Source organism: Kribbella sp. VKM Ac-2566 (assembly GCF_004366005.1).
GTDB classification, from domain to species: domain Bacteria; phylum Actinomycetota; class Actinomycetes; order Propionibacteriales; family Kribbellaceae; genus Kribbella; species Kribbella pratensis.
This window is the reverse complement of the sequence record NZ_SODT01000011.1, coordinates 710598-730848: the sequence shown is the minus strand read 5'-3', so window position 1 is coordinate 730848 and position 20251 is coordinate 710598. Positions and strand designations below refer to the sequence as shown.

General features: G+C 69.3%; 17 protein-coding genes. 8 read left to right on the top strand and 9 right to left on the bottom strand.

The genetic code is table 11. From position 1 onward, the window contains the following. Window positions 1-23 precede the first annotated feature (23 nt). The gene (locus EV647_RS43745; protein WP_369759046.1) at window positions 24-98 is read left to right on the top strand and encodes a 50S ribosomal protein bL37; all 75 of its coding nucleotides are present in this window, start codon (window positions 24-26) and stop codon (window positions 96-98) included. Window positions 99-376: 278 nt separating this feature from the next. Continuing rightward, window positions 377-2845 (top strand): helix-turn-helix domain-containing protein, encoded by a 2469-nt coding sequence (locus EV647_RS26270; protein ID WP_134007273.1) that lies wholly within the window; start codon window positions 377-379, stop codon window positions 2843-2845. An 11-nt stretch (window positions 2846-2856) separates the two neighbouring features. Here EV647_RS26270 and rsrA read toward each other — a convergent pair whose 3' ends face one another. The 4 genes from rsrA to EV647_RS26250 all read right to left on the bottom strand — a co-directional run bounded on the left by rsrA (window position 2857) and on the right by EV647_RS26250 (window position 5367). Continuing rightward, a complete protein-coding gene (gene rsrA, locus EV647_RS26265; RefSeq protein ID WP_134007271.1) occupies window positions 2857-3135 on the bottom strand; it encodes a mycothiol system anti-sigma-R factor in 279 nt (92 codons plus the stop codon). Further along, the gene (locus tag EV647_RS26260) at window positions 3132-3779 is read right to left on the bottom strand and encodes a sigma-70 family RNA polymerase sigma factor (protein WP_133785456.1); all 648 of its coding nucleotides are present in this window, start codon (window positions 3777-3779) and stop codon (window positions 3132-3134) included. Before EV647_RS26260 ends, rsrA begins: the two co-directional genes overlap by 4 nt. Window positions 3780-3903: 124 nt before the next feature. Beyond that, on the bottom strand, window positions 3904-4545 hold the full coding sequence (locus EV647_RS26255) for an alpha/beta family hydrolase (RefSeq protein ID WP_133785457.1): 642 nt from the start codon (window positions 4543-4545) through the stop codon (window positions 3904-3906). 36 nt (window positions 4546-4581) lie between these two features. Then, window positions 4582-5367: an SOS response-associated peptidase gene (locus tag EV647_RS26250; protein WP_134007269.1), complete on the bottom strand. Its 786-nt coding sequence runs from the start codon at window positions 5365-5367 to the stop codon at window positions 4582-4584. 104 nt (window positions 5368-5471) lie between these two features. Here EV647_RS26250 and EV647_RS26245 point away from each other — a divergent pair, with 104 nt between their 5' ends. After that, entirely contained in the window at window positions 5472-6473 is a 1002-nt protein-coding gene (locus EV647_RS26245) for an ATP-grasp domain-containing protein (protein ID WP_134007267.1), read from the top strand. Between the two features lie 87 nt (window positions 6474-6560). Here the strand turns inward: EV647_RS26245 and EV647_RS26240 are convergent, their stop codons facing one another. Then, window positions 6561-7373: a hypothetical protein gene (locus EV647_RS26240; RefSeq protein ID WP_134007265.1), complete on the bottom strand. Its 813-nt coding sequence runs from the start codon at window positions 7371-7373 to the stop codon at window positions 6561-6563. A gap of 267 nt (window positions 7374-7640) precedes the next feature. Here EV647_RS26240 and EV647_RS26235 point away from each other — a divergent pair, with 267 nt between their 5' ends. The 3 genes from EV647_RS26235 (at window position 7641) to EV647_RS26225 (ending at window position 12320) form a co-directional block, all read left to right on the top strand. Beyond that, a complete protein-coding gene (locus tag EV647_RS26235; RefSeq protein ID WP_134007263.1) occupies window positions 7641-9935 on the top strand; it encodes a sigma-70 family RNA polymerase sigma factor in 2295 nt (764 codons plus the stop codon). A gap of 250 nt (window positions 9936-10185) precedes the next feature. Next, entirely contained in the window at window positions 10186-11469 is a 1284-nt protein-coding gene (gene aspS, locus EV647_RS26230; protein ID WP_134007261.1) for an aspartate--tRNA(Asn) ligase, read from the top strand. After that, window positions 11469-12320 carry a phosphotransferase family protein gene (locus EV647_RS26225; protein ID WP_134007259.1) on the top strand — a complete coding sequence of 284 codons (852 nt, stop codon included), beginning with the start codon at window positions 11469-11471 and terminating at the stop codon, window positions 12318-12320. The genes aspS and EV647_RS26225 overlap by 1 nt, the downstream gene beginning before the upstream one ends. Window positions 12321-12388: 68 nt before the next feature. Here EV647_RS26225 and EV647_RS26220 read toward each other — a convergent pair whose 3' ends face one another. The 4 genes from EV647_RS26220 to EV647_RS26205 form a co-directional block, all read right to left on the bottom strand. After that, window positions 12389-13549 carry a hypothetical protein gene (locus EV647_RS26220; RefSeq protein WP_134007257.1) on the bottom strand — a complete coding sequence of 387 codons (1161 nt, stop codon included), beginning with the start codon at window positions 13547-13549 and terminating at the stop codon, window positions 12389-12391. Then, entirely contained in the window at window positions 13549-14619 is a 1071-nt protein-coding gene (locus EV647_RS26215) for an Ig-like domain-containing protein (RefSeq protein ID WP_134007255.1), read from the bottom strand. Before EV647_RS26215 ends, EV647_RS26220 begins: the two co-directional genes overlap by 1 nt. Next, window positions 14616-15740, bottom strand: coding sequence for a hypothetical protein (locus EV647_RS26210; RefSeq protein WP_134007253.1), 1125 nt, complete (start codon window positions 15738-15740; stop codon window positions 14616-14618). The genes EV647_RS26215 and EV647_RS26210 overlap by 4 nt, the downstream gene beginning before the upstream one ends. 102 nt (window positions 15741-15842) lie before the next feature. After that, window positions 15843-16307 carry a hypothetical protein gene (locus tag EV647_RS26205; RefSeq protein ID WP_134007251.1) on the bottom strand — a complete coding sequence of 155 codons (465 nt, stop codon included), beginning with the start codon at window positions 16305-16307 and terminating at the stop codon, window positions 15843-15845. A gap of 124 nt (window positions 16308-16431) precedes the next feature. On the opposite strand from EV647_RS26205, the gene EV647_RS26200 reads away from it, so the two are divergent. Both EV647_RS26200 and EV647_RS26195 read left to right on the top strand, forming a co-directional pair. Further along, window positions 16432-17655, top strand: coding sequence for a M20/M25/M40 family metallo-hydrolase (locus EV647_RS26200; RefSeq protein ID WP_134007249.1), 1224 nt, complete (start codon window positions 16432-16434; stop codon window positions 17653-17655). A gap of 12 nt (window positions 17656-17667) precedes the next feature. Continuing rightward, on the top strand, window positions 17668-20223 hold the full coding sequence (locus tag EV647_RS26195) for an AAA family ATPase (RefSeq protein ID WP_134007247.1): 2556 nt from the start codon (window positions 17668-17670) through the stop codon (window positions 20221-20223). Window positions 20224-20251 lie beyond the last annotated feature (28 nt).

Genomic DNA, 20251 nt, shown 5'->3' with positions numbered 1-20251 from the left:
AGTTGTTACAAGGAGGCTTTGAAATGGGAAAGACCGGCCGGAAGCGCCGCGCACGCAAGAAGAAGGGCGCAAACCACGGCAAGCGCCCGAACGCCTGACTCAGGGCGACTACGGACAGCGAGGACCCCGGGGAAATCCGGGGTCTTTGCGATTTGGTCACAGATTTACAGCAGACCAGTTTTCCAGAGGTCTCGTATTCGGAGAGTTCCCGAGCGCATACTGAATGCTATCTTTCAAACGATCGTTGGTCATTCGGCGTCGGCACCGGCGAGGCTGTGGACAACGGCCGACGGCCATCGGCGAATCCCCCTAGAGTTGGGCCCGGCAGTTTTCGGCACTGACCGATATCGGGCCTGGATCCGAGGAGAGTGGGGCAATGAGCGGGTCGGCGTTGCCAACGCTGAGCGAGCTTCTCCGCACCTTCCGCATCCGCGCCGGCCTCACCCAGGCGGCTCTCGCCGAGAAGGCCGGCCTCAGCGAGCAGGCCATCAGCGTGCTCGAGCGCGGCACTCGCAGCCGCCCACGCATCGACACCGTCCGCTCGCTCACCGCAGCGCTCGCCCTCACGTCCACCGAGGCCGACCAGTTCCTCTCCGTTGCCCGCGGCAAGCTCGGCACACCACGGACGCCGCCGAAGGAGCCCGCTGCCGATCAGCTCCCGACCCCGTGGCAGCTACCGCCGGCCGCTCCGGACTTCACCGGCCGCGCCGCCCAGGTCGAAGCAATCCTTTCTGTACTTCGGGATTCGACCGGGGACGGCGCCGCGGTCGTCGGCCTGGTCACCGTCACCGGCATGGGCGGGATCGGCAAGACGACCCTGGCCGTCCATGCCGCGCACAAGCTGACCGAGAGCTACCCCGACGGCCACCTCTACCTGAACCTGCGCGGGTACGGCCCGGGCGAGCCGATGACCCCCGCCGACGCACAGCGTCACCTCCTGCGCTCGCTCGGCTCCGACATCGCCTCGATCCCCGAGGACGTCGAGGAGGCAGCGGCCCTGTTGCGATCCCGGCTCGCCGGCCGGCGCGTGCTCATGCTCCTCGACAACGCCGCAGACGTCGCTCAGGTCCTGCCCCTGCTGCCAGGTCATGCGGGATCCGGGGCGATCATCACCAGCCGCGGCTCGCTGGCCGGCCTGCCAGGCGCTCGTCAGATCCTCCTCGACGCACTGTCGGAGTCGGAGTCCGTCGACCTGCTGGCCGGTGTCATCGGGCCGAACCGGGTCGCCGCGGAGCCGGAGGCCACCCAGGTTCTGGCTTCCTACTCCGGCCGGCTGCCGCTGGCGATCCGGCTCGTCGGCGGGCGACTCGCCACCCGGCCGAGCTGGCCGATCCAGCACTTCGTCGACCTGCTGCAGGACGAGGAGCGCCGCCTTGACAGCCTGGGCTCCGACGAGACCGGAGTGCGTGCCAGTATCGCCAGCTCGGTGCACTTCCTGGAAACCAGCGAGCGCGGCCTCGATCGGCAGGCCGCCGACGCGCTGCCGTTGCTGTCGGTCCCGGACGGCTCCGACATCACGACGGCCGTTTCCGCCGCCCTCCTGAAGATTCCGCTCCGACGCGCGGACGCGATCGTCGAGCGGCTCGTGGACCTCAACCTGCTGGAGTCCGTCGCCCCGGCTCGCTACCGGTTCCACGACCTCATCCGCGCGTACGGCCGGGAGGTCGCCGACCGCACTCTGTCCACGGCTGAGCGTGACGAGGCACTGGCCCGCGTTCTCGAGCTGTACACGGAGGCCGCTTGGATCTGCCATGCCTTCACGCATCCGACCAGTCCGCGTTTGCCGCTGGCAACTGTCGGGGTCAGCGGACTCCTCCCGGCCTTCAGCGGCCGAGACGATGTCGTGCACTGGCTGGATGCGGAGCAGCGAAATCTGATGGACCGCGTTCGGCAGGCTCGGCAGACCGGCCTGGCAAACCACCCGCTGTTCGCCGAGCTGCCACTTGCGTTCTTCAGCTATCACGAGTCACGAGTTCGCTGGCAGGAGATGCGCGAGCTGGGCTCCGGCGCGGTCGCCGTCGCACTACGGAACGAGCGCCCCGCGACCGCCGCCTGGCTGCAGCACGACAGCGCCATCCCGGACGCGGAGACCGGCGCCACCGGTTCTGCCATCGACAGCATCCGGATCGCACTGCGGATGTTCTCCGGGATCCACGATCCCTTCGGCCAGGCACGCTGCTGCTCGTCCCTGGCCTATTTGCTCGGCCTGGAGGGACAGCTCGACGACGCCTTGGCGTACGGCCGGCTGGCGCTCTCCCTGAGCCGCACGATCCAGGACGCCACCCTGGAAGGCGTCGCACTGACGGCGGTCGGCGCACTCTACGATCGCACCGGCGACTTCGACCGGGCCGACGAGGCATTTGCCGAGGGCATCGGCCTGGCGGAGCAGGCCAAGGACACGCGGGCCGTCTTCAAGCGGTGCCTGAACGCAGCCCTTGCACATGTCCAGGTAGGACGCAACGAGGATGCCGTACGGATGGCGCTGCGGGCTCTGGACACCGTTCAACGGGCCGGTGACGCGACCTTCCTGGGCGAGAGCCACCATCTCCTGGCGGTCATCTACGCCGCGCAGGGCGACTTCACCTCCGCAACCGCCCACGTCCGGTCCGGTCTCGTCGTGTCGCGAGCCGCTCGCGACGTCCTGCGAGAGGGACGGTTGTGCATGGAACTCGCGCGAATCAATGCGGCACGGGGCGACCGGGAGGCCGCCGCCGAGCAGTTGAACGCCGCAATGACGCTGCTCCGGAATGCACCCGAGGTTTACATCGCGGCTGCCCGGGATCTCCTCGAAAAACTCCACCGCGGCGAAATCGACACCTACCAGTTCGCCAGGTACTCGCTCTGACCGGCGCTGAATCAATCCGTCGTGGTGATGGAGGTTTCGATTTGGATTTGGGTGAGGCGGAGGAGGATTTTCTGGCGGAGGGCGTCGGGGGCGTGGTCGGAGCCGCAGGAGCGGTGGACCAGTTTCTTGACGCAGCGTTCCAGGTCGTACTCGTCGAGGCAGGGGGCGCACTCTTCGAGGTGCTGGCGGATCTCGTCGGAACTGGCGTCCTCGAGTTCGTTGTCGATGAAGACGTAAACCCGCTGCAGGATCTCTCCGCAGTCGACGTCGTGGTGCTCGCCGCAGCTCACGACTCCTCCTTCTCCGCAGCTTCGCCGGTGCTCGACGCGGCCGCGTCCGTGCTGTCGTCGGCCGGGATCAGGCCGCGGTCCCGGGCGTAGTCGCCGAGCAGCTCACGCAGCTGGCGCCGGCCGCGGTGCAGCCGTGACATCACGGTGCCGACCGGTGTGCCCATGATCTCGGCGATTTCCTTGTAGGCAAAGCCCTCGACATCGGCCAGGTACACGGCCAGCCGGAAGTCCTCCGGGATGGACTGAAGAGCCGACTTGATGTCGGAGTCGGGCAGGTGCTCGAGCGCGACCGCCTCGGCCGACTTCAGCCCACCGGGAGTGTGCGACTCGGCGGCGGTGAGCTGCCAGTCCTCGATCTCCTCGGTCGGCGACTGCGTCGGCTGACGCTGCCGCTTCCGGTATCCGTTGATGAACGTGTTGGTCAGGATCCGGTACAGCCACGCCTTCAGGTTGGTGCCCGGCGTGAACTGGTGGAACGAGCTGTACGCCTTGGCAAAGGTGTCCTGCACCAGGTCCTCGGCGTCCGACGGATTACGGGTCATCCGCATCGCCGCGGCGTACATCTGGTCCAGGAAGGGCAGCGCTTCGCGCTCGAACCGCGCGGTGCGCTGCTCGGGAGTCTCGGTCGTGGTGGGAGTCGGCATCGTGATCGAGAATACCGGGGTCTTCCCAGTAGTCCGCGCCGGAGCCTCTCTCGTCGCCATCATGTTCGTCACAACACGCCCGGCCGCGGGGGCATTCCCTCGCCCGGCCCCGCCCCGCGTCCCGTTATCCGGACACCTCGCGGCTCACCCATTCGAACACGGCTTCGACCAGCAGGTCGTAGGTCTCCTGCTGGTCCAGCTCCGCCCGCTTCGGCACCTTGAAGGAATGGTCGGCGTCCGGCACCACGGCCATCTCGGTGAGCGGCGGGAACTCCTCCGGCGTACCGAACGGATCCCTCTCCCCCTGGACCACCAGCGTCGGCAGGCCGGCCGACTGGAGCTCGCCGACCCGCGACTTCTCCGGTTTCCCGGGCGCGTGCAGCGGGAAAGCCAGTGCGAGTACGCCGGAAGCTCCCAAGCTGCTCGCGGTGCGGCAGGCCACCCGCGCACCGGCACTCCGGCCGCCGATGACCAGCGGCGTACGGACCCGGAGCTGCCCGATGATCGCGATCCACGCCTCGTCGAGCACCTTCGGCGCGGGTGCCAGCTTGCGGCCGGCGCGCCGCCAGGGCTGCTCGATCAGGAACACGTTGATGTCCTGCTTGGGCAGCCGAGCGGCCAGTGCGGCCAGGTCACCGGACTCGATCCCGGCCCCGGCGCCGTGCCCCAGGGCCAGCGTCGCCACCGGGCGGCGGGCGCGGTGTGCCACGATCCGGGCCTCTCCGTGCGGCGTCCCCACAATCCGTTCGTCGGTCACCCGCCCCATCCTGTCATCACGACCGGTGAAGAGCGGGCACGAAACTCAGAAGAGAGTGGTCGGGCTGTCCTGCGGGTCCTCGCCGTCGGGCGGCAGCGGATCGAGGAGGTGCGGGCCGTTGTTCTTCACGGAGCTGACCGCCTTCGACACGGCGTACGCCTCGAGGCGGCCCGGTGCGGCAGGGACCAGGAGCTCGAGCAGGTCGTCGGTGTTCGAGGACAGCGGGTCCAGCCAGGCGTCGTACCGCTCGCGCTCGACCAGGAGCGGCATCCGGTCGTGGATGCGGCCGAGGTCGTCGGTGGCCGACGTGGTCAGCACGGTGCAGGTCCAGAGCCAGGCCTCGTCCTTGTCCGGGTCCTCGACCGACTTGTCCCGCCAGATCTCGTACAGCCCCGCCATCGACAGGATGCTGCCGTCCGGCGGGTGGATGAAGTACGGCTGCTTGACCGGCTTGCCGTTCACCTTCTCCTCGGCGGTGTACCACTCGTAGTACCCGTCGGCGGGCAGGATGCAGCGGCGGGTGGCGAACGCCTTCTTGAAGGCCGGCTTCTCCGCGACGGTCTCCATCCGGGCGTTGATGAGCCGCGAGCCGATCGACGTGTCCTTGGCCCACGACGGCACCAGGCCCCACTTGACCGTGGTCAGCTTGCGGATCGTCTCGTCGGGCTGGTCGCGGTTCTTCCGCTCGACCACCGCGACGACCTGGTTGGTCGGCGCGACGTTGTAGTTCTCGCCGAGCTCCTCGACCGACTCACGCACGTTGCCCGCCTCGATCTCGAACTCCGCGACGAGGTCCGACGGAGCCCGACTGGACGCATACCTACCGCACATACCGACAGCCTAGGCCGAACTTCTCGGCGTCTGCTGCGTCAAACCGCAGGGCGGGCGGCGTACACCTTCCCGCGGACAGCTACCAGCAGTAGGAGGAGGACAACGTGCGAGTCGCGGTGCTGTGCGGTGGCGAGAGTTCGGAGCGGGACGTCTCGCGCTCGTCCGGTTGGGCGGTGGCGCAGGCGCTCGTCGCTCGCGGTCACGACGTGGTGCTGATCGATCCGGCCGCCGCGCAGCCGATCCTGGCTGATCCCGTGCCGGCCGGCGATGCCGTCGTACCGGTGCCGAAGGAGCCTCCGGCACCGGGGGCCCGCGCTCTCCTGCGACGTCGGATGTACGACGCCCTCACTGGTGGACTGGAGCAGTTACGGAGTGCCGATCGGGTCTTCATCGCGTTGCACGGCGGCTGGGGAGAGGACGGGCACGTCCAGGCGTTGCTCGAGCTGGCGGGCATCCCGTTCACCGGTGCGGGCCATGACGTCTGCGCCGTTGCCTGGCACAAGGGCCGTTGCCAGGCAGTGCTCGAAGCGGCCGGGATCCCGGTGCCGCCTCGGGTGCTCTACAACCCGGCCGAGCAACCTGAGCCGCCGATCGGGGTGAAGCAGCTGCTGGCGAGCGGACCGGTGGTGGTGAAGCCAGTTGCCGACGGGTCGAGCGTGGCCGTCCGCAAGGTCGACTCGCTGGACGCGCTGCCGACCGAGGGCGAGCTGCTCGTCGAGCCGTTCCTGAGCGGCCGGGAGTTCACCGTCGCGGTGATCGGTGCGACGGCGCTGCCGGTGGTGGAGATCGAGCTGACCACAGCCGTGTTCGACTACGAGGCGAAGTACCAGCCGGGCGCGGTGCGGGAGGTCTCCCCCGCCGACATCCCCGCACACTTCGCCGAGCGGTTGCAGGAGCTCGCGATCGGAGCGCATCGGGCCCTCGGGTTCGGTCCGGCGTACTCCCGGGTCGATTTCCGCTGCGATGCCGCGGGTACGCCGTACTGCCTGGAGGTCAACGCCCTGCCCGGGCTCACTCCGGGCAGCCTGGTCCCGGTCGCCGCGCGGGGTGCCGGGATCGAGTACGGCGAACTGGTCGAACAGTTGCTGACCGCAAAGAAGGCATGAGGCGGCGGATCGCCCACCCCGTGTCAGGCGATCCGCCGCCGTACTGATGCGCCCGGCCGCCCCCCTGTAGGCGTCCGGACGCAAGCCTCAGGTTCTGGCCAGCTCGTCGAGCAACCTCCCGGCCATCTCGTCGCTACCGGGCAGTCCCTCGATCCAGGTCCGGGCCAGCTGGGGTACGTCGGTGTCCAGCCGCCACTGCGTGATCAGGGCTCGTACCGTCGCGACCTGCTCCGGCAGGTTCGGGTCGCGGCCGACGAGCGCCGCCGCGCGGCGTGTGCCGACGCGGCCCAGTACGTCACCGCCGCAGAAGACGATCCGCAGGCACTCCGCGACGTCGACGAGGGTGAGCTCGCGGTCGAACGGCGACGTACCCGGGGGATGGAGCGGCTCGACAACCACCAGTGCGTGGGTTTGCCGTACGGAAGTTCCACGGAGTTCCGCCTCTCGGTAGAGCTCGCCGAGCCGGGACCGCAGGTGCGCCAGGCTGGACAGCCCGGTCAGCGGGTCCTCGCAGGACAGCGAGTGCAGGTAGACCAGGGACGCCTCGGCCCAGCTGGAACTGAGTGCGCGTACCGCGGCGAAAGCCGGCTCGCCCCCGGCGATCGAGCGGTACAGCGCACTCAGCCCATCAAGTGCCTCCACCAGCGAGATGCCGTCGGCCGCCAGGCGGCGTCCGGTCTCGTCCGATGCAGGCACGACATCGGCACCGTCGGTGAGCGCCTCGGCGATCGCGAGATAGGCGCTGTGGTCGATGCCAGCTGTGCCGTGCGGCTCCCTCCGGCCGCGCGGTTGATCTGATGACGACGCTTCCGGCGCGATCCGGGCGGGCGACCCCGCCAGGTTCAGGGACTTGGCCGGACGCAGGTCGAACCGTCTACGGATGTCCGCGAACAGCGACATGGTCCTCCTCGAAAGAGCCCCGTCAGTCTCCCGACCGGTCGGCCGGAAGCGTCGTACGCCGATGAGACAGACCGTGACGCGATTCATGACGCGGATTCGCAGAAGTTTTTTCGCGTAACTTCCGGACTGGTCATCTCGTCAGACAAGGAGCACAGTTCCGCGTCAGGAAGGGTGCGCGATTCCGTCTCACGTGGGAGCCTTGTCTCCGGCAACAAAGTGACGGACCGTCACGTTGCGGCACAGACAGTCAGAACCACGGGGAGATCGATGGAGACGCCGGAAGGGCAGCCGGATGGCCCGAGCGACGCCGAGTTGATCTCGCGCGTTCGCAACGGCGACCTGGAGGCGTACGGCGAGCTGTACGCGCGGCACCACCACGCCGCCGAGCGGATGGCCCGCCAGCTGGTCCCGGCCAACGACGCCGACGACCTCGCCAGTGACGCGTTCGCCAAGGTCCTGGACGCGCTCCGGGGCGGCGGCGGTCCCGACGTCTCGTTCCGCGCCTATCTGCTGACGACCGTACGGCGGGTGCACGTCGACCGGATCCGCTCCGGGAAGAAGGTGCAGACCACCGACGACATCGCGTCGTACGAGCGGGAGCCGGAGACCTTCGACGACCCGACCGTCACCGGGTTCGAGAGCGGCGCGGCGGCCAAGGCGTTCGCCAGCCTGCCGGAGCGTTGGCAGGCGGTGCTGTGGCACACCGAGGTCGAGGGTGAGAAACCGGCCGCGATCGCCCCGCTGCTCGGTCTGACGGCGAACGGCGTGTCCGCGCTCGCCTACCGGGCCCGGGAGGGTCTGCGTCAGGCGTACCTGCAGCAGCACCTGGCCGACGTCGCCGGGGACCGCTGCCGCTGGACGACAGAGCGCCTCGGTGCGTACGTCCGCGGCGGCCTGACCAAGCGCGAGAACCGGAACGTCCGCGAGCACATGGACGACTGCGCGAAGTGCACCGCTGTCTACCTCGAGCTCGTCGAGGTCAACAGCGCGCTGCCGGCGCTGCTCGCCCCGGCCCTGCTGGGCACCGCGGGTATCGGCTACCTGGCCGCCGCTTCGGGCGCCAAGGTCGGCCTGGTCGGCTTCTTCGTCACCGGCTGGAAGAAGGTCACCGAGAACAGCACGCGGTCCGCGGTCGGCGCCGGCACGGTGGTCGTGGTCGCGGTCGCCGCCGTACTCGCCGCGCTGGCGCTGACCGGCAACGACACTCCCCCGGCCGCGATCAACCAGCCGTCGGCGCAGCCGACGCAGCAACCGACCCAGCCGCCCGCGCAGAAGCCGACCGTGCCGCCGGTCAAGCCGCCGGTGAAACCGCCGTCGGCCAAGCCGCCGGCGTCCAACCCGACACAGGCTCCGACGAGCGCACCGACGACTGCGCCGACCAGCGAACCCACGCAACCCAGCGCGACACCTACTCCGACGGCCACGACTCCGGTCCCGACGCCGCCTCCGACGACGCCGACACCGCCGACGCCGACTCCCACCACGCCGGTGTTCGACGAGGCTCTGGTGACGATCAGCATGCCGAGCGGCGGCGGCAGCCCGGCCTTCGAGGGAGCCAGGGCAGCAGCGAGTGGGATCCGGTTCGTGATCACGATCAAGACTCCGGCCGCGAACGCGAATCCGGTGGTGATCGGACTCAAGTACGGCACTGAGCTCGAGTGGCCGCTGAACGGCAACCCGCCGGGCTGGGTCTGCAACCAGGCTGCCGGCACCTGCACGGCGAGCGACCCGGCCGCCCCGGCGCCGCTGCCGGTCACCTTCGACGCCCCGACCGGCGGCTCGGCCGCGGACCGCACGTTCACCGTCTCGGCCAAGACCGGCCGGCTGTACGACGACGACTCGGCGATCGTGGACGCGAAGCCGAGCACCGACGAGAACCTGCTGAAGATCCTCGACGGCAGGACCGACCCGGACGTCCACCACCGGATCCTGACCGTTGCCCCGCGCACCAACCGCAAGAGCGTCACGCTGAAGCTCACGTACGGCGCGGCGCTCGAGTGGCCGATCGCGGCGAGCCCGGCCGGCTGGAAGTGCACCCGGTCGACCAAGACGTGTACGGCGACCAACCCGGACAAGCCCGCTCCGCTGGCGGCGGACTTCGACGTACCGGACAAGTCGTCGGACGTGGCGCGGACGTTCTCCGTGACGGCGACCGCGGACCTGGTCAGCGACACCGACTCCGAGGTACTGCCTGCTGTCCAGCAGGACGAGTCGTTGCTGCAGATCCTCACGCCGACACCGCAGACCGATCCGAATCCGTTCGTCTACAACCGGTTCCTGAAGGTCAACGGTGCCCAGGGGCGGACGGTGACCCTCGACATCTCGTGGGGACGCAACCTGAGCTTCCTGCCGTCGTTCGACCTCGGCTGGACGTGCGAGCGAGCCAGCGACATCCGCCGCGCGACCTGTACGACGAAGAACTACAAGAAGCCGCTGAACTCCGAGTGGAACGCCTGGCTGCCCGGCAACGGCTCCAGCAACGCGATCACCGTCCACGCGCGGGTCGGCGGCCGCGAAGACACCGACACCGCCCAGATCCCCCCGACGAGCTCCCGGCGATGAAATCGAGTTGCCGGGTCGCCTATCCTGGTGGTGTTCGCGTTGAAGGAACCAAGTAGCGTCGTACGCCACGTCAGAGAGAGTCGCCGGTAGCTGGGAAGGCGATACGTGGAGCGGTTGCGAAGACACTCCTGAGCGACTGTTGTGCAAGAGGCCGGGCTGCTTGTGGTCCGGTGAAGGTGTGGTGGCACCGCGAGATTCCCCTTCGCCCACACCTCCGGGGTTCGAGACAAACCTGGAGGTGAAAACAGCGATGCGAATTCTCAGCCATGAGATCCCCTCAGCAGTAGGCCAGACCGTCACGGTGGCCGGCTGGGTGCACCGAAGACGACGGCTCGCCGCCGTCAGTTTCCTGATCCTGCGCGACCGGTCCGGCCTGGCCCAGATCGTCGTCAAGGGTTCTCAGGCCCAGTTGGACGAGCTGGGTGAAGAGACTGTCGTTCAGGTGACCGGTACGGTCGCCGCCAACCCGCAGGCTCCCGGTGGCGCCGAGATCGTCGACCCGGTGATCGAGCCGCTGACCGAACCGGCCGTGACGCCGCCGATCGAGCTGTGGCGTCCGGCGGTCGGCGCCGGCCTGCCCGTGATCCTCGACAACGCCCCGGTCGCGCTGCGGCATCCGGCGGTGCGGGCCGGGTGGGAGATCGCCGCGGCCGCGCTGCACGGGTTCCGGTCCGCGCTGGACGGTCAGGGTTTCACGGAGATCCAGACGCCGAAGATCGTCGGTACGGCGACCGAGTCCGGGGCGAACGTGTTCGCGCTGGACTATTTCGGCGGTCCGGCGTACCTGGCGCAGTCGCCGCAGTTCTACAAGCAGACAATGGTCGGCGTGTTCGAGCGGGTCTTCGAAGTCGGTCCGGTGTTCCGGGCCGAGCCGCACGACACGGTCCGGCACCTGGCCGAGTACGTGTCGCTGGACGCGGAGTTCGGGTTCATCACCGACCACCGCGACGTTCTCGCCGTACTGCGTTCCGTGATCGCGGAGATGTTGTCGTCGGTGGGTGCGCGTGCGGGCGGCGCGTTGGAGCGGCTCGGGGTGACGGCGCCGGAGATCCCGCTCGACGTACCGGTGGTGCACTTCACCGAGGCGCTGAAGATCGCCGGCGCGGACCCGGAGGAGCCGGACCTCGCACCCGCGGACGAGCGCGCGATCGGCGAGTGGGCGTTGCGTGAGTACGGCAGCGACTTCGTCGCGGTCGAGGGCTACCCGATGGTCAAGCGGCCGTTCTACACGCATCCCCAGCCGTCGGACCCGCGGTGGTCGAACTCGTTCGACCTGCTGTTCCGCGGGGTCGAACTGGTGACCGGCGGCCAGCGCCTGCATCGGTACTCCGACTACGTCGCGGCCCTTGCGGCGCGCGGCGAGTCGGCGGACGCTCCGGCGTACAGCTCGTACCTGCAGGCGTTCAAGCACGGGATGCCGCCGCACGGCGGGTTCGCGATCGGGCTGGAGCGGTTCGTGGCGCGGCTGACCGGTGCGGAGAACGTCCGCGAGGTCACGCTGTTCCCCCGCGACCTGCACAGGTTGACGCCCTGATGGAGACCACCGCGTCGGTTGTCGCCGAGCTGAACGTTGCCCTCGGCACCGATTACCGGGTCGTGCGGCAACTGACCGGTGGTCTGCAGTCGACCGCGTACGAGCTGACGGGCGGCGTGGTCCTGAAGTGGACCGACAACCCCGGGTGGGCACCACGCGTCCGGCAGGCGGCCGAGCTCGTCCGCCGGGCGCGTGCCGTCGGCTATCCCACCCCGGCCTGGCTGACCGTCGGCACGACCGCCGCCGGGTCGCCGTACCAACTGCAGGAACTCGTCCCCGGCAGCCCGCCGACGCTCGACGAGAGCCTGGCACGACAGCTGATCGAGATCTGTGAGCTCCAGCGGGACCTGCTCCCGGAGGACCGCGACGCGAGCTGGTCCGCATGGTCGCGCGGCGTCGTCTTCGACGGCTGGGACGGGGTGTGGGAACGGGTGCAGGCGTACGACGATGACGCCTCCGAACTCCTCGAACGGTACGGCGACTTGTGCCGCCCGTACCGGGACCACGATTTGCCCCACCACGACTTCGTCCACGGCGACCTGAACATGGGCAACCTGCTCGCGTCCGACGGGCGGATCACCGGCATCGTGGACATCGAGGCGGCCGGCGCCGGTTCACGCGTGTACGACCTGGTCTCACTGGCAGCCTCCGCCGCCCGCGACGGCGCGGCAGACGGCGTCGACGAACTCTTCCTCGAGGCAGCACTACGAGCAACCGGCCGCGCGGCAGTCGCCATCTGCGCGGGTGCCGCTTTCGCTAGTACGGCGGAGTTCGTCCACAAGCGTTCGACGTACGGCCAAGAGCTGGTCAACCACGGCGGCCGCCGCGTACTCGAACTGCTCAACGCCTAGCAGTCCTGTCTGTTGGCCGGGCTTGGGGAGGGTTTCTTCCCGATTCGGGAAGAAACCCTCCCCAGGTCCTAGTTGGAGATCGTGACTGGGATGCTGCTGCTCGGCTGGCTGGCGTTCGTGACGTTGTCGGTGCTGACAGCAACCAGACGGTAGGAGCCGTTGACCGGCTGACCACCCCAGATGACGCGATAGTTCGTTGCGGCTGACGTCGATGAGGCGATCGGGGTCCAGTTGGAGCTGGTGCACGAGCCCGAGAAGCCGGCGCAGTAGTAGTACGCAACCGACTTCACACCGGAGCCCGACCCGTCATCGGTGGTGTCGGTGAGAGTTGCGCCATTGGCGACCGCGACCGTGACGTTGAAGGTCGACGACGGCCCGGTCGAGGTCAGACCGCTCGCTGAGGCAGTCAGCGTGAGCCCGACGGCTGCGGTATTGATGACCACGCCGCTGAAGGTGGCTCGGCCTGAGCCGTTGGTGCTTGCCGTGGCGCCGGAATCGATCACGCCAGTGGACGGGGTCAGCGTGACGCTCACGCCGGACGTCGAGACCGGGTTGCCGTACTGGTCCTGTAGCTGGACGCTGATCGCGGGCGTCAGCGCCGTACCGGCGGACCCGGACGTCGGCCCTTGGACAAAGGACAGCTTGCTGGCCGCACCGGCGGTGACTGTCACCTGCGGCGAACCCGCCGTCAAGTTGACCGCGCTGCCGTTGTTGCCGGCGCGAGACGCTGTCGTGAACGTCGCCGTTTGCGGGGTGGTCGGCGCGGTCACATGGGTCGCGTTTGTCCCCGCGCCATACGTCAGAGTCAGCTGATCGCCGACGTCACATGTCTGAGCCACGGTGATCGTCCAGGGACCGGATCCCGAGATCGAAGGGCTCACGCTCCCGCAGGACAACGCGCCTGACACCTGGACGAAACCGGCGTTACCCGACGTCGCCGACGGTTGGGTCCACCCGGCGGGCACGGTCAGGGTGATGAACGAGCCGGTGGTGAACTTGCCGGTCGTCGCCTTGAAGACGAACGTGAACTGATTACCCGTCGATCCGGCGACGACCGTGGCCGGCGAGACGGACATCGTCCCGTCGCCGCTGCCGGCATTGGCGGCGAAGGCGGGACCGGCGTTCATCGAACCGAGTGTCGCGAGCGCTGCGACCAGGGCGGCAACTGCTACCCGGCGCAGGCGGGATGTCCCCGTTCGACCCTCGACCTTCTTCCACAGGATGCTCATCACGGATGTCCGTTCACTGTCGGGCGGGAGACGGTGGGTGGTGTGGTGTCGACCGTCAGCGGGGTGGCGACGCTCGGGACGCTGACGTTGCCGGTGGCATCGGTTGCGACGGCGACGATGCGGTAGGCGCCATCGGCGGCGAAGGGTGCGTTCTTCGTGATGGCGAAGTTGGTGGCCGCCGAGGTGGACGATCCGATCGCGGTCCAGTTCGTCGCGGTGCAGCTGCCGGTCGCACCGGTGCAGCGGTAGTACGCGACCGAGGCGACGCCTGAGAAGTCGTCGGTTGCCGCATCGGTGAAGGTGACAGCCGTGTTGCCGACGAAAGTCTCGAAGGATCCGGTGGCCGTGGCAACCGGTGCCGGCGCCGTGGGTGCCGTCGCGTCGTACGTGACTGTGTTGTCGGTGCTCGTCGACGCAGTGTTCCCGGCACCGCCCGAGTCGTAGGCGGTGTGGGCCGCGATCGACACCGTGACCGAGCTACTGCCGGCCAGTCCGCTGACCGCCAGGTTGTACGTCGGCCCGCTGCCGCTCACCACGACTGTTGCGGTGCCGGGGCTGACGGTGACGTCCGCACTGGTGAAGTCGGTCACCGCTTCGCTGAAGACCGCGGTGAAGTTCACGGGGGACGTAGCGGTCGGGTCCGCCTGCGCCGCGGCCTGATTGACCGTGACGGACGGCCGGGAGTTGTGCACGGTCACGTCGGCGCTCGCCCCGGATGCCGTCCAGCTCGCGGAGATCGCGGTGACGACGTAGTGGTAGATCCCGTCGGGAACATTGACCTCACTGCACGAGGTAGCAGTCGTCGTGCTGCAGGCCGCAGCGGTCAGACCGTCGCTGGTCCGTACGCGGTTCACGGTGTAGCCGGTCGCCCGGGCCGACGCCGTCCACGTCACGTTGACCGTTCCGGCACCGGGCGGAGCCGAGGCGGTCACCGGGGTCGGCGGAGCAAGCGTTCCGGTCGTTGCGGATCCGGTGCCCGCGCCGGCTGCGGACCAAAAGGCCCAGGCGGTGCCCCCGCCGGCCATCGCGAGGACCACGAGTCCGAGGACGAGCAGTACGCGTCGAGTCATGATCCGCTCCCTGCACCCGAGTAGGCGAGCTTGACCGTGGCGCCCTTGCATCCGTCCTGGTTCGTCGCCGTGTCGAGCATCGTCACCTGCGGCCAGATCGACTGCGGTACGGCGAGACCGGACAGCGCACGGCTCGCGTTGCCGGGAACAGTCAGCGGATACGTTCCGCCGTACTGCGTGATCCGGTAGTCCGCCGGTCCACACGGGAGGCTGTGCGCAACGGCGTACGGCGTCCGCGTGATCGAGCTCAGCGCGACCGTCAGATTCGTCACGGAGATGGGTTTCTTGTTCGGGTTGGTCAGCGTGAGGTCGAGTGGTCTCGAGATGCCCGGAGCGAGCAAACCGGACAGGTTGCCGCTGATCGCGAAGTCCTTGCCGGTGGTCTGCACGACCAGCTTGACGCTCGCGTACGCCGATCGCGTGACACCTGCTGGGTCGTTGCCGCTCGCGGTCAAGGAGAGCGTGTAGGTGTCGTCGGAGGCGGTGTCCGGCGTGCTGATCTGAACGCTCGCGGAGCTCCCGGTCACCGGGTTCGGTGTGAACGTGGCCACCGCCCCTTGCGGCAGTCCACCAGCGACGCCGAGGGTGACAGGCCCCGGCAGGTTCGTCCGGGTCAGTTGGAGGCTGAAGACTGCGATCGTTCCGGGTGCTTGCGTGATCGAGGCCGGCGTAGCGGTCATCGACAACGAACTGGAGAGCGGGGCGTTCACCACCAGGCCGGCGGTGACGGTGCCACTGACCTTCGCGCCGGCGCCTTGGACGGTGATCCCGGCCGATCCGGTCGGCGTACTCGCCGTCGTGGTCACGGTCAGCGTCGTACTCGCCGTACTGCCGGACGTGAGCGTCACCGACGACGGGCCGAAGGACGCGGACGCCCCGTTCGGCACTCCGGTGGCGCTGAAGGCGACCGCGCCGGTGAAGCCGCCGGTCGACGTCACGCTGACCGTGTACGTTGCCGTCTGGCCCCGCGTCACCGACTGGCTGGTCGGTGTGATGCCCAGCTGGATGCCGGGTTTCGCCGGCTGGGCCGCGTACGACAGGCCGGCCACGGCGAGCAGCAGGCAGACACCGGCGATCAGGAACTTGATCACCCGGTACCGGCGCGTTCGCGTGCCTCGCATCTACTGCTCACTCCCCCCAAGAACTTTGTCGCGGTCCCGGCCTGGACGGGGCGCTGGGTCGAGGTAACGCCCCGCCCAGGCCTGGGAAACCGCGGTGACGAGCTAGTTGCTGGCGTACGACAGGTTGACGGTCGCGCCCTTGCAGCCGTCCTGGTTGGTGGCCTTGTTGTTGAACTTCAGGGTCGCGCCGGTGAAGTTCGCCGTGCCGCCTGCGGCGACGTCGGTGGCCACGCTCATGGTCGGCGAGGCCAGCGTGTAGTCGGTGGCGTCGCAGGTGCCGGTGGCGCCGGAGGCCTGGGTGACACCGGCGATGCTGACGGTGACGCTGTTGACGTAGGCGCTGCTGTCCGCGTTGTTCGTCACGGTGCCGCTGATGGTCTGCGCGGCGTCACCCGGACGCAGGTTCGAGACGGTGCTGGTCTGCACGATCGCGAGGTTGCTCGTGCCGGCGGACGTGGCGCCCGAGCCGCTGCCGGAGCCGGTGGTGCTCCAGTAGGCGAAGGCCGAGCCGGCTCCGATGACGACGGTGGCTGCGGCGGCGATGATGATCTTCTTCTTGCGGTGCATGGCGGTTTCCCTTCCCCCCGGCCTCGATCGGGCCGTCTTCCCAGGAAGGTTGCCATCGACGCAATGGCCGGTCTGTCGGCCGAACGGCCAGACTTTGTCGTCCGATCGGTGGTATTCCTGTGCTGTGGATTTCGAGACTGAGCAGGCCGTCCTGGCAGCGGTCGACGACGAGCGGATCGTTGCGGAACTGCGGGAGCTGGTGCGGATTCCGAGCGTCGACGGGACCGCGGCCGAGGTCGACGTACAGGCGTGGTGTGCTGACCGGCTGGAGGCGCTGGGGCTGACCGTTGATCACTGGCGGCTCGAGTTGTCGGCCGATGAGCCGGGGTTTCCCGGGACGGAGGTCGAGCGGACCGAGGCCTGGGGCTGTGTCGGCGTACTCGGTGGCGATGCGACGCCGGGGCTGATCCTCAACGGGCATGTCGACGTGGTGCCGGGTGGCACATTCGACGCCCGGATCGAGGACGGCGTGATGTGGGGCCGCGGGACCTGTGACATGAAGGGCGGTGTCGCGGCGGTCCTCGGTGCGGTGGCGGCGATCGTTGCCTCGGGCATCACGCTGCGCAAGCCGCTCTCGGTGCACACCGTGATCGGTGAGGAGGACGGCGGCGTCGGTGCGTTCGCGACGTTGCGCCGCGGTCATCGCGGCGAGGCGTGCCTGATCGCCGAGCCGACCGCCGGGACGGTCATCCCGGCCAATGCCGGCTCGCTGACGTTCCGGCTGGAGGTGCCGGGGCTGGCCACGCACGGCTCGACCCGCAGTCGCGGGGTGAGCGCGATCGAGAAGTTCACCGTGATCCAGACCGCGCTGCAGGAGCTCGAACGTGAGCGCAACCGGGACCCGCATCCACTGCTCGCCCACCTCGACCTCGCCAACCCGCTGTCCGTCGGCACCATCGCGGCCGGCGACTGGGCGAGCACCGTTCCCGACCACCTGATCGCCGAGGGCCGGTACGGCGTACGTCTCGGGGAGGCCGTCGCGGACGCGCGGACCGCCTTCGAGGACGCGGTAGCGGTGGCGTGCGCGAAGGACGACTGGCTGCGTGAGCACCCGGTAACGGTCAGCTGGCCGGGTGGTGAGTTCGCCTCCGGTCTGCTACCTGAGGGCGACCCCTTGCTCGCGGACACGGTCGAGGCAGCGTCCGACGCGGGCGGAGCGGTCCCGGCGGTCAAGGGCGCGCCGTACGGATCAGACCTTCGGCAGTACGCCGCAGCGGGCATCCCCACGCTGCAGTACGGGCCGGGTGACGTGCGGTACGCCCACGCCGCCGACGAGCACGTCGTACTGGCCGACGTACTGCACGCCGCACGCACGTACGCCCTGCTGGCTGTACGTCGCTGCGGTTGATACAAATCCACCATGGTGCCGCTGCGGGGACGCTCTGAGGAGCTCGGCAAGCTCCTTGCCGCGCTACGAGCGGCCGGCAACGGACAGGCCTCGCTGGCCGTCGTCAGCGGTGAGCCCGGGATCGGCAAGTCAGCGCTGCTGGCCGCCGCTGTGGAGCAGGCTGAGCGCCAGGGCTTCCTCGTCGCGAGTGCGGCCGCGCACCAGACCGACAACATCAGTCCGCTCGCGTCCCTCGCTCCTGCTCTGCGGGCCGGGGCAGAGCCGCTGATCGACACGGACCAGTTCCTGGAGCTGGCGGCCCTCAACACCCAGCCGCTCTGGCTTGCCGAGCGGCTTGCCGACCTCATCGGCCGTCGTCTCGCCGGTGTTCGCGCCCTGATCGTGCTGGATGACGCCCAGTGGTCCGATCCGCTCACCGCGTTCGTACTGCGGGTCGCGGTCGACCGTCTGCCCGCGGCGAGCGTGCTCTGGCTGCTCGCCACGCGCCCGAGCCCGGGTGGCCCGGCCGACCAGCTGATCGAGGCGGTGAGCGTTCCGGTGCACAGCATCCCGCTCGCACCCCTGACCGCAGACGCGATCCAGGACCTCGCGGCGGACCGTCTGAACCACACGGTCGACCCGTCGCTGGCGCTACAGCTCGCCGGCGTCCAGGGCATCCCGTTCCTGGCCGAGCAGCTCATCGCGGGTCTGTACCTGAGCGGCAGCGACCTGTCCGCCGGGCTGATCGAGGGTGTACGGCGCCGGACCAGCGACCTGTCCGAAACCGGCCGGGACCTGATCCGCACCGCCGCCGTTTTCGGCAGCGAGTTCCGCCTCGAAGACGTCGCCGCACTGATGGCCGCACCGGTCGCCAGGCTCGCCATACCGCTGGAGGAGGCGATCCAGGCCGGTCTGCTCACGGACGCCGGCTCGGTGCTGCGTTTCCGCCACGAGCTCCTGCGCTCCGCGGCGCTGGCCGACGTACCGCCGTCTGCTCAGCGGGCGCTCCACGGCGCGATCGCGAACCAGCTCATGTCCGCGGGGCGTGGTGCGGCCGCTGCGGCACCGCATGTCCTCGCAGTCGCCCAGTCCGGTGACACGAGCGCTGTCGCGACCCTGCGGGAGGCAGCGCGGGACCTGCTCTCGACCATGTCGATCACAGCCGCGGAAGTGATCCAGGAGGCGTTCGACCTGACGCGGGTGGACGACCCACTCCGCGCTGAGGTCGGTGTCGACGTGGTGAGCATCCTGCTCGCCGCCTGGCAGTACGACCGCGCCAAGGCATTCGCCGACGACCTGCTCAGCGGTACGGCGCTCTACCACGGACCGATCACCCCGGACCTCCAGGCGACCCTCCGTCTGCACCTGGCGCCGCACCGGCGTCTCGACGTACAAGAACTCACCCTCCCCGGCGCCGCACCCCACCTGGCCGAACGGCTCGCGGCCCACCGCGCGCTGGCCGGTGCGGACGCTCCGAGCGCTGCAACGGACCCGATTGCGCAGTCGCTTCAGCAGGTGGCTGCCGCCGAGGCGGCACAGTCCGAGGGCAGGTACGCCGACGCACGCGACCTGTACATCGCAGCGCGCCAGGCGGAACCCGGTCTTGGGAGCTTGCCGCCCACGCTGGTCGAGGTGGGCGAGCTGTACTGCCGCGCCGAGTCGGACGACCTGTCCGCTGCTCTGGAGCGTGCGCGGGAGCTGATGACCGCAGGCTCCTCCTGGGCCGCTCCACAACTCGCCGTGCTGCATGCGCGGCTCGAGTACGCCTCCGGCAACCTGCAACAAGCAGAGGGCGCGGCGCACGCCGGTCTGCGCTGGATGGACCAGCTGCATGACCGATCGCTCGCCCCTGCAGCGGACCAGGTACTCGCACTGGTCGCCCTGCTCCGTGGCCACCTGCCCCAGGCGCGCAAACTGGCCGGCAGCGATCCGACGATCAGTGCGCTGCTGGCCATCGCGGACGGCGACGCCAAGGCAGTCAAGCGGTTGGCCGCGACGCCGCAGGACTTCCCGGAGCGCATCGGCCTCCTGCTGCAGGCCGACGCCCTGGACGAGCTCAAGCGACTCAGTCCGTCTGCAGCAAGCCGTGGCGCGCTCGCCGTGGTGGCTGCGGGCAACGACGTCGAGCAGCTAGCTGCAGCGGTCGAGATCGTCCGTACGGCGCAGCGGCCGCTGCTGCTCGCACAGGCCGAGGAGCGCTACGGGCGGGCCGCTCTGGAGTCAGGTGATCGCAAGACCGGCGTACCGGCTCTGGAGCGAGTGCTGGACAGTCTGACGGCTCTTGGCGCGACTGCTCCGGCCGGGCGGATCCAGGCGGTGCTGCAGGCAGCCGGCGTACGACGGCGTCGCTGGGCCGCCGTACCGCCGCGGGCTCAGGAGGGGTGGGAGTCGCTCACGCCGATGGAGCGACGGGTCGCCCTGCTCGTCGCCGAGGGGCACACGAACCGGTCTGCGGCCGACGAGCTGGTGGTGTCGGCCAGCACCGTCGGGACCCATCTACGGGCCGTGTTCGGCAAGCTCGGGGTGAATTCGCGCGTCCAGCTCACCCGGCTGGTGCTGGAACGGTTCGCCCCTCCCCCGAACGCATGAGATTCGGGTGCACCGCCTGCTCTGAGCA